This is a genomic window from Wolbachia endosymbiont (group A) of Barypeithes pellucidus (assembly GCF_964030885.1).
GTDB lineage: Bacteria > Pseudomonadota > Alphaproteobacteria > Rickettsiales > Anaplasmataceae > Wolbachia.
On sequence record NZ_OZ034985.1, the window covers coordinates 625701 to 641106 of the forward strand.

A 15406-nucleotide genomic window follows, 5' to 3' on the forward strand; every position below is an offset into this window, starting at 1 on the left:
TAGAAGAAGTCCATGCAATAACTTTAAAAGGATTGTGCAAGTATGTAGCTTAACACTCCGCCATGCATTAAGTATTTAATCTCAGTTGCGGTTTGTACACAGCATTTGAGTTGAATTGATTGTTCAGAATTATCCTTTCCTTTGATGATACATTCTAGATTTCCACCTGGCACTATTTCACCTTTTATGCTTATTACCTCGCTACCATCAAATATCTTTCTGGTTATTCCATTTTGGAATATAAGTGGAAGAACACCCATGCCGACCAAGTTGGACCTATGTATACGCTCAAAGCTTTCTGCAATTACAACTTTAATCCCCAACAATAAAGTACCCTTTGCTGCCCAATCCCTACTTGAACCTGTGCCATACTCCTTTCCTGCCACAATGATGAGAGTTTCCTTGTAGCGCATTGCTGCATCAAAAATCGACATAGTTTCTTGAGAAGGAATATATTTTGTATAGCCGCCTTCGATGCTTACCATTTCATTTTTTATTCTAATGTTAGCAAAAGTCCCACGCATCATTACATTGTGGTTACCACGACGAGACCCATACGAATTAAAGTCCTGTGGCTCAATTCCAAGATTTTTTAAATATATACCTGCAGGACTACTTGAGGCAATATTTCCAGCAGGGGAAATGTGATCAGTGGTTATGCTATCGCCAAACATTGCCAATATTTGTGCACCTTTTATATCGATTTTATTATTTTTAGGTGATAAATTATCAAAATAAGGCGGATTTTGTATGTAAGTGCTGTTTGCATCCCAATTATAGATTTCACTTTTTTCACACTTTATCTTTCGCCAATGTTCATCACCAGAAAAAACATCCTTATACTTTTGTATGAACATCTCACGTGTTACCACACTTTTAACACAATCTTCGATTTCATTGTTTGTTGGCCATATATCTTTGAGATAGACATCATTTCCATTCTTATCTTTGCATATTGAATCTTTTGTCAGGTCAATTCGTACAGTGCCTGCAAGTGCATATGCAACAACAAGTGGCGGAGATGCCAAGTAATTAGCTTTGACTAACGGATGAATTCTTCCTTCAAAGTTACGATTGCCAGACAAAACTGCAGCAACAGTTAGGTTTTTATTTTTAATATCATCTTCTATATCACTATTTAGTGGACCAGAATTTCCAATGCAAGTTGTGCAACCATATCCAACTAAATTAAAGCCCAAAGCATTCAGATCTACCTGCAATCCAGACTTTTCTAAATATTCTGTTACAACTTGTGACCCTGGAGCAAGAGAAGTTTTAACCCAAGGCTTTGATTTTAATCCAAGTTTAATTGCATTACGAGCTACAAGACCTGCAGCAATCATCACACTTGGATTTGAGGTGTTAGTGCAGCTTGTTATTGCTGCAATAACTACACTTCCATCTTGGAGTTTATCGCTTTCCTTTGACTCATTAACTGAAAATGATTTAGAAAAAGACTCTGCCACTTGTGAAAGAAAAACCTTATCTTGTGGTCTTTTGGGACCAGCCATTACTGGCTTCACGCTTGATAAATCAAGCTCTAGTGTGTCAAAAAACGCTAACTCGTCACTGCTACGCCACAGTCCTTGCTCTTTCGCATAAGCCTCAACTAATTTAATCAGCTCTTTTGGCCTTCCGGTCAAGTTTAAATAATCTAGCGTTTTCTGATCAATTGGAAAAAATCCACAAGTTGCACCATACTCTGGGGCCATGTTTGCTATAGTGGCTCTATCTGCCAAAGATAAATAATCTAAACCATCACCATAAAACTCTACAAATTTACCAACAACACCTTTCGTTCTTAGGATATTGGTAACCGTCAGCACTAAATCAGTCGCAGTTACTCCTTCCGGCAGTCTGCCAATTAATTTAAATCCAACTACTTCTGGAATCACCATACTAATTGGTTGACCAAGCATTACAGACTCAGCTTCTATGCCTCCAACACCCCAACCAAGGACTGATAACCCGTTAACCATTGTAGTATGGCTGTCAGTACCAACTAAAGTGTCAGGATATATGACTCCATCATTATTACACACAACTTGCGCTAAATATTCAAGATTCACTTGGTGGCAAATTCCAGTACCTGGTGGTACTACTCTAAAATTTGTGAAGGACGATTCCCCCCACTTTAAAAATTGATATCTCTCCAAATTTCTTTTTACTTCTAACTCAACATTCTTACTGAATGCGGAAACACTTCCATAACTATCTACTTGAACAGAATGGTCAATCACAAGATCAACCGGTACAGACGGATTTATATTGCTTGGGTTTCCTCCATTTTTCTTAACATAGTCCCGCATTGAAGCTAGATCAACAACAGCAGGAACCCCTGTAAAATCTTGCATCAACACCCTTGCTGGTTTATAGCTAATTTCGTGATTAGTGTGTTTATTAACGCAGTCTGCTAGTGCTCTTATGTCATCTAGCTTTACGTTTACTCCATCTTCATTGCGCAATAAATTTTCAAGCAGAACCTTAAGTGAGCAAGGCAATTTAGTCACATCTATTCCTAAAAATTCACTAGCACTACTTAGGCTAAAATAGTTGTATGACTTCCCGTCAATGTTTAAAGTCGTTTTTGCATTTAAAGAATTGTTCATCCTATCACACTATATTAGTTAAAATTGGAATTACTACCGTTACTTTTTTGTTGTTGACTTTGCTGCTCGTACATAGTTTCGAAATCTATAGGATCCAGCATCAGTGGGGGAAATCCACCACTACTTGTAACTCTTGCAATTATTTCTCTTGCAAAAGGGAAAAGAAAAGTAGGTCCGCCAATAAACAAAGCTTGTCTTACCTCTTCCTCACTCAACTCTTTTAAATTTTCTATTGAAAAAATGCCACAATATTTCGTCTCACAAATGAAAGCTACGCCATCTTTTATATCTGCATCTTTTATCGTTGCTCTGACTTCTATATGCAAAGTAACTTCATGGAAAGATTTTTCTTCATTTACTCCTTCTTTGTTTTCCATTCCTTCTAATTTTGCTGAATTGATATTAACCATTACATTAATATCTGGAGCTTTACTAGAAGAAAGGAATGGCGAATTCGGATTCTCAAATGATAGATCTTTAACATATTGACCGTGAATTCTCATTTTTTGTTGTGGCATTTCTTACGTCTCCTTTAATTAAGTTGAGATATTTAATACTTTCTTATATAATATATCCATTTACAAATGAATAGCAAACCTGATTATAAGTTGATATGAAAAACATATTTTCATTGATAATTAATAATGTTCGGATACTTTATATGCCAAGGAGTTGAGTTACTATGGTAGAGCTTGTAATATATGCTTTATTAGCGGCGTTCATTTTTTCACGTTTGTATAATTCTTTAGGAAGGTCAGCCAATCTCAACCTAAAAAAGCTAACTAATGTATTGGATGTAAGTCGAAGTAAAGAAGATGTAGTAGAAAACATTGAGGATTACATTGATAGCAATGATAAAAATTCAATAAAAGTTACTTATGAACAAATATTAAAAAAAAACAAAGATTTTTCTATTTCCCACTTTATAGAAGGTTCAAGCATAGCTTTTGAATTAATAATAAAGTATTTCAATCAAGGAAATTTGTCTCAGTTAAAACCACTTCTCGATAAAGACTTATATGATAATTTTGCAGAGAAGATTAAACATCGTAAAGAGGTGCACGAGTCTATAATTGTTTCTATCGTTTCACAAAAGATTTTAGAAATAAAGCTAGTAAAAAACACAGTGTTTATTGCAGTATATTTCCTTTCAGAGCAAATTAACTTCGTTAAGAACAATGAAGGGGATATCATATCAGGTAGTACATCCACCATTAATAAAGTTGAGGATGTATGGCAATTCAAAAAAAATGTTAATTCATCAGACCCAAGCTGGTTGCTTGTTTCTATTCACTATAATAAAGACAAGTAACGATAAGACAAATGACAAGTAAGATTAGTTTTATTTAGAGTTAACCATGGAAAGCAAGCTACGCGAAATAGTACTTGACACTGAAACGACAGGTCTTGACACTAAATCTGGTCATCGAATTATCGAAATAGGGTGTGTGGAATTAATTAACCGCATTCCAACAGGTAAAGTATTCCATCGATACCTTAACCCAGAAAGAGATATACCTTATCATTCGTTTAAGATTCACGGTATTAGTGAAGAATTTTTAGAAGATAAACCATTATTCTCAGATGTTGCACTTGAATTTCTTGACTTTATATCTAATGATATTTTGGTAATTCACAACGCTGAATTCGATGTTAAGTTCCTTAACATGGAATTAAGCAAGCTGAATGCTGGGTTAATTTCCTCAGATAGAGTGCTAGATACATTACCTCTTGCGAGGAAAAAATTCGCAGGATCACCTGCTTCTTTGAATGCATTATGTAAGCGTTTTGATATATCGCTAGAGAATAGAGAATTGCACGGAGCACTAGTTGATGCTCAATTGCTTGCAAAGGTATATGTTGAACTTACAGGAGGGTTACAAACCTTTCTGTTTGATAATGAACGCAATCAGGACAGTAACTCTACATTCGTTCAGCATAAAGTGCGTAATCTAACTCCCAGAGAACATTCACCAAATAGTGAAGAAATTGATGAACATAAGAAACTGTTAGACAAAATTAACAATACACTTTGGAATAAATATATTGAATAGGTCAACTAATAAAGATACAATTTAGTTTTACTGAGAGCACCCTAATGGTAAGGTTTATAAGATTGTTATCTAATATGCTAGTAGCATTAGCAGTTGTTTTTTTAGGTTATTGTTATTTCACCAAAAAAGGCATATTTGCCCCAGTAGCGATTCACAACGCAGAAGTTAAGATGGGCGGAGATTTTTCTTTAATTAATCAGGACGGACAGATCTTACGCAGTAGTGATTTTAAAGATAAATACATGATGATTTTCTTTGGGTTTTCCTCATGCAAAAGAATTTGCCCTATGAACCTTGGGATAATTTCAGAAACACTTGCAAAGTTAGATGAGAAAACTAACAACAAGCTACAAACATTTTTTATCACAGTTGATCCTGAGCGTGATAGCACGGAAAGACTTAAAGAATTTCAGCAGCAATTTGACCATAGAATACAAATGTTAACTGGTCAAAGAGAAAAAATAGACGAAGTAATTGCAAAGTATAAAGTATACGCTAGCAAAGTTGGTGGAGAAGAAGAAATCAACCATTCTTCGATAATATATCTTATTGGCCCTGGAGGAAAATATGTTACACACTTTGCAGCTGATTTAAATTCAGACGAAAGTCAATCTGATAAGATTTTGGCTGAAATAAGAAAATACGTAAACTGAATTATAGATTCTTCTGTTGCGCAGTAAATTAATCGAGCACGCAACTGCATGAGCATTATAATTTTGAGAGCAATCTCCATGGGAAGACACACACAACTGTACGAACGTTGTAGTTTGGGAGCAATTCCCACCAGTGGGGTGTCATCCCAGTGCCCAGACACTGGGATGGCTTTGTTGCATCGCTACTTATGAAAGGCTAACTATAGTTAGGATTATAAGCAACCTATTGAAAATCTTGTTTTTTTGCAATCAATCTGATCAAATTTAAGAATAGTAATTTATTATTTATATTAATAAATTTAATTCTATTGAAAATAGCTAAAGCATTGAAATTCTTGAATTTTAGCCGGATTAGTGAGTGGTAGTGAAATTTCTTTTACTCAAATTTAGGTATTCACTGACCGTTCTTGTTATAAATACCAGAATAATAAGCTACTGATATTCTCTATCTTTTTTATCTTTAATCCATCATAGCTAGCGATGCAACAAAGCCATTCCAGTGTCAAGCACTGGAATGACATCACAGGGGCACTGGAATGACACCTCTCTTGGGCTCTTTTAGTTATAAACATTAAGAAATTTACCAAATAAAAAAAAGGCAAAAGAAGCCCTGGTCATTGTCTATTTTCAGTATTGGCGTTTTTTAAGTCTTAAACACTGCAATTTAGCTGCTTTTAAATGCAACTCACCTTTGTTTAAATGTTTAAGAAATTTACTAAGCAGAAAAAAAGGCAAAAGAAATCCCGTGTTAGCTAGTTGTCACTCTCTAATCCTGCAAATCGGCGTTCTATACTGTCTTAAACGACTTATAAGCGCGTTTCAGCTTGTGTAGGTAAAAACCCAGAAATGTTGTGAAGACATAAGGTGCACAGATGAAGATAACTGAATACCTTCAGTACAATGATAAGGGGACTGGCGAAGGGTGTCAAGTAAGTTTTTTGTTTCTATTCCCAATAAAAGTTTGTTATATGGTTATGCAAGAAGTCTATTGTGAATGAAATGAATGTGAAAAATATCTTATTAGCGTTTTTAGTACAAACGGTATTCAGTTTGCCGCTATTTGCAGCTGATCCTGTTTTGCTTAACTGCATTGAAACTCCAGAGATTTATGATCTTGATGCAAGGCCAAAAAATTTTAACTCTTCAAACAATTTAAGAAGAAAACCTGGTTCTCCAAATAGTGCAACGGGAGAATTAATACACATAGTGGGTAGAATTACTGATATAAACTGTTTACCAATACAAAATGCTGTAGTTTCTATATGGCACGCAAATTCACGCGGCATGAACCATTACAATAAGAATATAGAGGATAATCAACTCGATCCGAATTTTGCTGGATCAGGAAGGTTTGTAGTGAATAATCTTGGCTATTATAATTTTATTACGATAGCACCTGGTAAAATTAGTGATAGAGCTCCACACATCAACTTTCTAGTTCAACATCCAGATTTTCCGGAATTCACAACGCAAATGTTTTTTACTGACCATAATTGCGATAATTGTGCTGATCCTATTCTTGGAGATTTTGTTAGTAATGGGCTTGCAAGCCTTCTCATAGCACCATTTACTTACAATGATCAAATCATAAAAACCTATACGTTTAACATTACCTTGGGCGGATATAATAAGTTCTCTAATAAAAGATAAAAAACCCTTGCATGTAAGGGAGTCCATAGTAAACTTGAGTGTTATTGTACTTAGGTATATATGAAAAATATCTTACTGATGTTTTTGCTATGTTTTATGTACAGTTTACAATTATTTGCAACGGAGATGCCAGCAATGAAAATAACAATTTCTAAAATTTCGCCCGATTTTAAAACAATAGTAACGGGTTTATTTGAGGACAACGAAACCGTAAATGATGGCGGAGTTTTGCAAAGAAAACAGATCATAGATAATATAAAGCAATTTAGCGATTTCAATGGAAGTTTTGGTGAATTTTTCTCTACTACTTTGCCAGAAGAAAAAAATGTCATAGTTGTTGGACTTGGTAAGAAGGATGAATGGAATGAAAATAAAGAATTAAATATTGGTGGTAAAATATATTGTGAGCTAAGTAGATTAAAAATTAAGAAAGCAGCGATTTTAATCGAAGGTAGTGCAGCAAATGTTGCATATGGTGCGTTTCTGCGTAGTTTTAAGTTTGATAAGTATAAAACTAAAAAGGATGAGAAAATTACAGAGGTAGAGGAAATTACCGTATTAGTAAAAGATGAGCAGTTAAGTAATGCTGAAAGATCATTTAAGCACTTAAGGCAAGAAGGTGAGAGTATATTCCTTGCGCGCTCTTTTATAACAGAGCCTCCTAACATTCTATATCCAGAATCCTATGCTGATCATATAAAAAAAGAACTTACTAAGCTTGGCCTTGAAATCGAAGTGCTTGATAAAAAGCAGATGGAAGAGAAAAAAATGGGAGCCTTGCTTGGAGTTGCACAAGGAAGTAGTAAAGAACCAAAATTAGTAGTGATAAAATGGAATGGGGCTGCTAAAGAACAAAAGCCAATAGCTTTTGTTGGTAAAGGTATAACGTTTGACACTGGTGGAGTATCACTCAAACCTTCACGTGGTATGGAGTCAATGAAATATGACATGGCAGGCTCTGCTACTGTGGTTGGGGTGATGCATGCTTTAGCAGGACGAAAAGCAAAAGTAAATGCAATCGGCGTGGTCGCACTTGCAGAAAATGCAGTGGGTGGTAATGCTCAAAGACCGAGTGATGTAGTAACTTCAATGTCTGGACAGACAATAGAAGTGTTGAACACCGATGCAGAAGGAAGGCTCATACTTGCAGATGCTTTATGGTATACGCAAGACAGATTCTCACCAAAATTTATGATTGATCTTGCAACTTTAACTGGTGCTATAGTGGTTGCACTTGGAAATAACGAATATGCTGGTCTTTTTTCAAATAATGATGAATTAGCAAACCGTCTGATTGATGCAGGAAATGAAGTAAGTGAGAAGTTATGGCGTTTTCCTATGAATGAAACTTATGACAAAATTATTGATTCACCGATTGCTGATGTTCAAAACATCGCTCCTGCAGGCTCTGGTGGAGATAGCATAATGGCTGCACAGTTTTTACAGCGTTTTGTGAATGAAACTTGCTGGGCACATTTAGATATCGCAGGCACTGCTTGGCACGAAAAAGGTACTGACATTTGTCCAAGAGGAGCAGTAGGTTTTGGTGTAAGGTTACTTAATAAGTTGGTTGAAAAGTACTACGAAGCCAATGATTAAAGGTCTTTATACTGGATTTATGGCTTGACTCACAGCTACATGAACATTTATTTTCGAGGCGCAGTAAATGAAAGTAGCTGATACATATTTCTTTTTTTCTGGTCAAGCACTGGAATGATATCAAGGAGTAACTTTTTATTTAAACAATGATTATAATAAGAGATCTATTGAAATTTTAAAGTTATTAAATATTGACGCTATATACTTAAGTGTTAAAATAGAGTGAAAAGTTTTTAGGAGTTTATATGGCAGTAGGTGGGAAAGCAAAGACAGCTAGTAAAAATAACCCTACTCAGCGTAAGAAAGCCGAGCAAAAAATGTATAAAGATAAACCGGTAAAACCTGTTAGATATATAGATCGTGACTCGCGCATGAATTATATGTCTGCTCAATATGACAACGGCAATTTGGTTGAAGATGAGGTAAGCGGCAATCCTATAAAGTGGGAAGCTGTACAATAGTTGTGGTTAAAGTTACTATTAATTCTAAGGAATGTGAAGTAGAGCATGGGCTCACTATAATTCAAGCTTGTGAAATTGTGGGCGTTGAAATTCCACGTTTTTGTTATCATGAGCGTTTAGCAATTGCTGGTAACTGCAGAATGTGTTTGGTTGAAGTGGAGGGTGGACCTCCAAAACCAGTAGCCTCTTGTGCAATGCCAGTTGCAGAAGGGATGGTTATTCACACTGATACCCCTAAGGTTAAAAAAGCACGTGAAGGTGTGCTTGAGTTTTTGCTAATTAACCACCCGCTTGATTGCCCAATTTGCGATCAAGGTGGTGAATGCGATTTGCAAGATATCACGATGGCTTATGGGAAAGGAAACAGCAGACTTGATGAGCATAAGAGGGCTGTGCAAAAAAAACACTTCGGACCACTGATTGAGACTGCGATGAATCGATGCATTCATTGCACTCGGTGTGTTAGATTTTTGTCTGATGTTGCAGGTACAAATGAACTTGGAGGAATCGGAAGGGGAGAAAATGTAGAGATTAGCACTTACATAAAAAGGCATATTAGTTCTGAATTATCTGGAAATATCATAGATCTCTGCCCGGTAGGGGCTTTAACTTCAAAGCCTTACTCCTTTACAGCGCGTCCATGGGAGCTATCACATTGTGAGACTATAGATGTGCTAGATGCTGTGGGAAGTAGCATTAGAGTTGATTATCGTGGCCTGGAAGTTATGCGAATATTACCAAGACTGAGCGAAGAGGTAAATGAAGAATGGATATCAGATAAAACCCGCTTTGCCTATGATGGACTAAAAGTTCAGCGTCTTGATCGACCTTATGTAAAAAAAGATGGTAAATTAGCCCCAGTTGATTGGAATGAAGCATTGACTATTGCTGCAAAAAAATTAAAGAATACAAAATCAAATAAAATAGCTGCAATTGCAGGTGATTTAGCAGATTGTGAGTCTATGCTTCTACTCAAAGAAGTGATGCAGAAGCTCGGCTCGGGAAATATAGACTGCAGGCAAGATGGTGCAAAGCTTATACCAAGTAATCGTGGGTCATATGTGTTCAATACCACTATTGAAGGTATAGAAAATGCAGATTTATGTCTGCTTATAAATACAAATCCAAGGATAGAAGCACCGATCATTAACGTAAGATTGAGAAAGAGATATTTACAGGGCAACTTTCCCGTTGCAAGTGTTGGTCCTAACATTGAATATTTATATCATGTTGAGAAATTGGGCGATAATCCTGATATTTTGAGTGAAATAGCAAATGGAAATCATAAGTTCTGTGAGCTGCTGGTAGCTGCTCAAAACCCTATGCTGATTATCGGTCAAGATGCGTTGATAAGAGACGATTCTGAATCAGTTCTAGTTCTAGCTGGCAAAATTGCAGAAAAATTTAACATGGTCAGAGACGACTGGAATGGCTTTAATGTGCTGCATAAAGCTGCAGCAAGAGTTGGTGGGCTAGATATTGGGTTTGCTTCTAAAAAAGGCGAAAGGGATATTAATCAAATATTGGAACATGCAGAAAGTGGTGAAATAGAAGTGGTTTATCTTCTTGGTGCAGATGAAATTGATACATCAAAATTAGAAAATACATTTGTAATTTATCAAGGTCATCATGGTGATAAAAGTGCACATGTAGCAGATGTTATCTTGCCTGGTGCTGCATATACAGAAAAATATGCAACTTATGTAAACACTGAAGGTCGAGCGCAAAGAACAAATTTAGCTGTATTTCCTCCAGGTGAAGCAAAGGAGGATTGGTTAATTATTAAAAATCTCTCGCAATATTTGGATCTCTCCTTACCATATGATAGTTTATTTGACGTGAGAAAAAAATTAGATACTATCGGTCCACAGTTTAGAAATGCTGATCAAGTGATAAAAAATAAATGGATTCCAATCAGCAGCGGTGAAATAAGCTTAAGTAATACACCTTTTACTTTAAAGGAGTGTAATTTTTATATGACGGATTCAATAAGTCGCGCTTCAAAAATAATGGCGGATTGTACTAAGGCTTTTTATGAACACGCTAGTTAATATTTTATTTGTTTTAGTACCGCTACTACTTTCAGTTGCATACTTGGTATACTTTGAGCGTAAGGTTATTGCTGCAATTCAACTAAGGCACGGCCCAAGTGTAGTCGGACCATTTGGGTTATTGCAGCCGTTCGCAGATGCTATCAAATTGATAATTAAAGAGCCGATAATACCATTTAGAGCGAGCACTATACTGTTCATTATGGCTCCAATGCTTACCTTTATTTTGGCATTAATTGCCTGGGCAGTTATACCGTTTGGTGCTGAAGTAATTGTAGAAAATGGCCAGCAAGTAGTTATTCCTAAGGTTATAGCAAATATTAATGTTGGAGTGCTTTATGTGCTAGCTATATCGTCGCTGGGAGTATACGGCGTAATTATTGCAGGCTGGTCAAGCAATTCTAATTATGCATTTCTTGGCGCTATACGGTCGGCTGCTCAGATGATTTCATATGAAGTTTCAATAGGCTTAATAGTTGCTACAGTCGTTATTACCACTGGAACATTAAATCTTGGAGAAATGGTAGTGGCAAAACATAATATGCCATTTTGGGTTGATTTACTACTAATGCCTATAGGAATAATATTTTTTATTTCTTTGCTTGCAGAAACTAATCGTCACCCATTTGATTTACCAGAAGCTGAAGCAGAGCTTGTCTCTGGATATAACGTTGAATATTCATCCATGCCTTTTGCCCTCTTTTTTCTTGGAGAATATGCAAATATGATTCTAGCAAGTGCTATGATGACGATATTCTTTCTAGGAGGGTGGTATCCTCCGTTAGAATTAAGCTTGCTCTATAAAATTCCAGGTTTAATTTGGTTCGTTTTGAAGATAGTTATACTTTTGTTCGTATTTATTTGGATTAGAGCAACAATACCTCGCTATCGATATGATCAACTAATGCGCCTTGGTTGGAAAGTGTTTTTACCAATATCGGTGCTTTGGGTGATACTCATTTCAGGGGTGTTGCTCTTTACTGGGAATTTGCCTGGATCCAATGTTTAATTTTCCAAACACACGGTTAAGGCGCAGGCGCTCGAGCAAATGGGTTCGCAATTTAACAAGTGAAAATAGTTTATCAGTAAATGATCTGGTTCTTCCTCTGTTTGTTCATAACAGAGAAGAAACAACTGAACCAATTTCTGGCTTACCAGGCGTAAAGTGTTATTCAATAGATGGATTAGTGTCCATAGTTAAGGAAGCTAAAGATTTAGGAATTAATGCTGTTGCAATTTTTCCTGTAGTTGGTAGTAAACTAAAATCTGAAAACGCTGAGGAAGCGTATAATTCTGACAATTTAATCTGCAAAGCAATTTGTGCTGTAAAATTAAAGGTACCGGAAATTGGTGTTATTGCAGATGTTGCACTGGATCCATACACTATTCATGGCCATGACGGCATTTTAAAAGATAATCAGGTGGATGTAGAAAACGATGAAACTATATCAGTACTGTGTAAGCAAGCACTTGCTTTAGCGAAGGCAGGATGTGATATAGTTGCTCCTTCTGACATGATGGATGGTAGAATAGGAAGAATCAGAAAATCATTAGATGATAACAACTTTCAAGACGTATTAATATTATCTTATGCGGTGAAATACTGCTCTAGCTTCTATGCTCCATTCAGGCAAGTCGTTGGTTCATGTGGGCTATCACATTCTATAGACAAAAGTGGTTATCAAATGGATTATAAAAATGCGCGCGAAGCAATGTGCGAAATTGAAATGGATATAAATGAAGGTGCAGATTTTATTATGATTAAACCAGGTATGCCATATTTAGATATTATCAAAACAGCAAGTGATAAGTTTAATTTTCCGATTTTTGCTTACCAAGTAAGCGGTGAGTACGCAATGATAAAAGCTGCTGCAAATAATGGCTGGCTAGATTATGACAAGGTGATTTATGAGTCTTTGATTGGTTTTAAACGTGCGGGTGCAAGTGCAATATTCACTTATGCTGCACTTGATGTTGCAAAAAATTTGGTATCCGTTTAGCAGTGTGGCTAAAAGGCACGTCTGTGCAAACATTATGATTTAGAAAAATCCAAGTAGCATGAAAATGCAAAACCTACTTGACAAACTCCGTCAGCCCCCTTATCATGAAACTGAAGGTATTTTATTATCTTCAATCTGTGCAGATTAAACGACAACAGTATTACGTGATTGGCGTCTTATTTTTAATTTTTTGCACTATGTGCACCTTATGTCTTCACAACATTTCTGGGTTTTTACCCATATAAGCTGAAACGCGCTTACAAAGCGTTTAAGGCAGTATAGAACGCCGATTTGCAGGATTAGAGAGTGACAACTAGCTAACACGGGATATCTTTTGCCTTTTTTTCTGCTTAGTAAATTTCTTAAATATTAAAGCTAAGGTTAGTTGCACTTAAAAGCAGCTAAATTGCAGTGTTTAAGACTTAAAAAAACGCCAATACTGAAAATAAACAGTGACCGGGGTTTCTTTTGCCTTTTTTTTATTTGCTTGATATTTATAATAGACCCACACCATCACACTCTGGGACCATACAAGAGAAGGCTACTCGGATGACAGGGAGGAACGGTTGTCGGTAAACTTAGAGCTATAATAACTATTTGCCTTTTTTCTATGCAAGAAGTCTATTGATAAGTCCGTTACAATACAGTATTATAAATAATATAAGCCAAGTGTTACTTAGGGCATGGGGATTTTTTTTGAATTTTTGGGAAAGATGCTGGGCAAGGTTTTTCCTGCCAAAACAGTAAGCTCTTTTTTGGGAATAGGATATTTACCAGGTTGGCAGAACTATTGGTCTTCTTTTTTAATATTATTTATTGTCGATGTTATATTGATTTTTACATATGGAGGCGAATATTTACTATATAAAATGCCAAATTCAGGAATAGTTGTAGCTGCTGTTTTTACAAAATTGGCAATAGTTATGTTAGTAATGCAATTAATTGGAATATTTATTTTTCATGCTCAGGATCCTTCAGCAAACAGTGGTGAAGACATAGTAATACAAATAGCGTCAGGGCAAGTACTGACTGTAGCACTTTCAATGCCAGCAATAATGTCAATTTATTATGCTGTAAGTAAACTCTATGGGAGTATATGTAAGCAGATATTTCAATGCCCATTTTGGTTTAATGATTTTATGCACTTTTTCTTTTTTCTTATGATACCTTACGTATTTTTTAATGTCGTAGAAGTGATAAAACCATGGCCAATAAGTTCAATACAGCTCAGCTATAATAATGCAATGTCAATTACATTTGAGGGGATTTTTCACACATTTTATGCGGTGATTTTACTGTATTTAACAGCATTTATATTCTGCGATTTAACTATGCATGATGCAATTGTCCTAAATAAAAGCATAATTCAGTATGTGAGGGAAAGTTCAGCAGTTTTAGGTGATTATTTACATAGTGCTGCAAAAAAAATAAATATTGAATAGTACTTATTTATTTATATATTTAGTATAAAAAGTGTGCAATTTGTGTGAACTTACAAAGTATAATAAAAAAGTTACAAGATTTTTGGGCTAGTGAAGGATGTGTTATACTTCACTCATACACATCTGAAGTTGGTGCTGGCACATTACATCCTGCAACAATTATGTCTGCAATTGATACAAAACCGACAAAAATTGCATATCTACAACCAGTAATTAGGCCAGCAGATGGTCGCTATGGCGATAACCCTAATCGCTTGTATCAACATCATCAATACCAAGTTATAATAAAACCGTCTGGTAATAATTTACAAGACGTCTATTTAGATAGCTTAAAAGCTCTTGGCATATCTACAGAAAAATATGATATTAAGTTTGTTGAAGATGATTGGGAAAATCCAAGTGTTGGTGCATCAGGACTTGGATGGGAAGTTACATGCAATGGAATGGAAGTAACACAGCTTACTTATATACAGCAAGTTGGAGGGATTGACTGCAAGATGATTCCTGGTGAGGTGGCATATGGGTTGGAACGTTTAGCAATGTGCATACAAGGTGTAGATAATGTTTACGATATAATTTGGAACGATAATGGTGTAACTTACGGAGATATTTTTAAACAAAGAGAATATGAATTTTCTTATCTAGCGTTAGATTATTATGATACTAAAGTGGTACAGCAGCAATTCGAAGATACGGAAAAATTGTGTAAGTTCCTTATTGAAAAGGAGCTACCAATGGCAGCTTATGACCAATGTATTAAAACTAGTCACCTACTTAATCTGCTTGATGCAAGAGGTGTGCTTGGTGTAAATGAACGTACAGCGCATATTGGTAGAGTTAGAGAGCTGACAAAAAAATGTTGTGAATTGTACATGAGTAAATAGCGT

The 15406-nt window shown here is 35.8% G+C and carries 13 protein-coding genes; 11 read left to right on the top strand and 2 right to left on the bottom strand.

Translation table 11 applies throughout. The annotated features are described in order from the left end of the window. Nucleotides 1–23: 23 nt before the first annotated feature. Together acnA and secB are read right to left on the bottom strand one after the other, a co-directional pair. Nucleotides 24–2609, bottom strand: a complete 2586-nt coding sequence (gene acnA / locus ACQH1X_RS03345; RefSeq protein ID WP_425386539.1) for an aconitate hydratase AcnA — start codon at nucleotides 2607–2609, stop codon at nucleotides 24–26. Between the two features lie 14 nt (nucleotides 2610–2623). After that, nucleotides 2624–3127, bottom strand: a complete 504-nt coding sequence (gene secB / locus ACQH1X_RS03350) for a protein-export chaperone SecB (RefSeq protein WP_265035423.1) — start codon at nucleotides 3125–3127, stop codon at nucleotides 2624–2626. A 164-nt stretch (nucleotides 3128–3291) separates the two neighbouring features. On the opposite strand from secB, the gene ACQH1X_RS03355 reads away from it, so the two are divergent. The 11 genes from ACQH1X_RS03355 (at nucleotide 3292) to ACQH1X_RS03405 (ending at nucleotide 15403) form a co-directional block, all read left to right on the top strand. Next, complete coding sequence (locus ACQH1X_RS03355; RefSeq protein WP_425386540.1) at nucleotides 3292–3921, top strand: Tim44/TimA family putative adaptor protein; 630 nt, start codon at nucleotides 3292–3294, stop codon at nucleotides 3919–3921. Between the two features lie 46 nt (nucleotides 3922–3967). Beyond that, the gene (dnaQ, locus tag ACQH1X_RS03360) at nucleotides 3968–4663 is read left to right on the top strand and encodes a DNA polymerase III subunit epsilon (RefSeq protein WP_425386541.1); all 696 of its coding nucleotides are present in this window, start codon (nucleotides 3968–3970) and stop codon (nucleotides 4661–4663) included. A 44-nt stretch (nucleotides 4664–4707) separates the two neighbouring features. Continuing rightward, nucleotides 4708–5316 (top strand): SCO family protein, encoded by a 609-nt coding sequence (locus ACQH1X_RS03365; RefSeq protein WP_425386542.1) that lies wholly within the window; start codon nucleotides 4708–4710, stop codon nucleotides 5314–5316. Nucleotides 5317–6315: 999 nt separating this feature from the next. Further along, entirely contained in the window at nucleotides 6316–6966 is a 651-nt protein-coding gene (locus ACQH1X_RS03370) for a protocatechuate 3,4-dioxygenase (RefSeq protein ID WP_425386656.1), read from the top strand. 96 nt (nucleotides 6967–7062) lie between these two features. Next, entirely contained in the window at nucleotides 7063–8565 is a 1503-nt protein-coding gene (locus ACQH1X_RS03375) for a leucyl aminopeptidase (protein ID WP_425386657.1), read from the top strand. A 245-nt stretch (nucleotides 8566–8810) separates the two neighbouring features. Further along, a complete protein-coding gene (locus ACQH1X_RS03380) occupies nucleotides 8811–9026 on the top strand; it encodes a hypothetical protein (protein ID WP_265025693.1) in 216 nt (71 codons plus the stop codon). Nucleotides 9027–9028: 2 nt separating this feature from the next. Next, nucleotides 9029–11077 (top strand): NADH-quinone oxidoreductase subunit NuoG, encoded by a 2049-nt coding sequence (nuoG, locus tag ACQH1X_RS03385; protein ID WP_425386543.1) that lies wholly within the window; start codon nucleotides 9029–9031, stop codon nucleotides 11075–11077. Continuing rightward, nucleotides 11061–12086: an NADH-quinone oxidoreductase subunit NuoH gene (gene nuoH / locus ACQH1X_RS03390; RefSeq protein ID WP_425386544.1), complete on the top strand. Its 1026-nt coding sequence runs from the start codon at nucleotides 11061–11063 to the stop codon at nucleotides 12084–12086. Before nuoG ends, nuoH begins: the two co-directional genes overlap by 17 nt. Beyond that, a complete protein-coding gene (hemB, locus tag ACQH1X_RS03395) occupies nucleotides 12079–13077 on the top strand; it encodes a porphobilinogen synthase (protein ID WP_425386545.1) in 999 nt (332 codons plus the stop codon). The genes nuoH and hemB overlap by 8 nt, the downstream gene beginning before the upstream one ends. A gap of 683 nt (nucleotides 13078–13760) precedes the next feature. Next, nucleotides 13761–14519: a phosphatidylglycerophosphatase gene (locus tag ACQH1X_RS03400; protein WP_425386546.1), complete on the top strand. Its 759-nt coding sequence runs from the start codon at nucleotides 13761–13763 to the stop codon at nucleotides 14517–14519. Between the two features lie 44 nt (nucleotides 14520–14563). After that, nucleotides 14564–15403 carry a glycine--tRNA ligase subunit alpha gene (locus tag ACQH1X_RS03405; RefSeq protein ID WP_419247415.1) on the top strand — a complete coding sequence of 280 codons (840 nt, stop codon included), beginning with the start codon at nucleotides 14564–14566 and terminating at the stop codon, nucleotides 15401–15403. The last annotated feature ends 3 nt before the right edge of the window (nucleotides 15404–15406 follow it).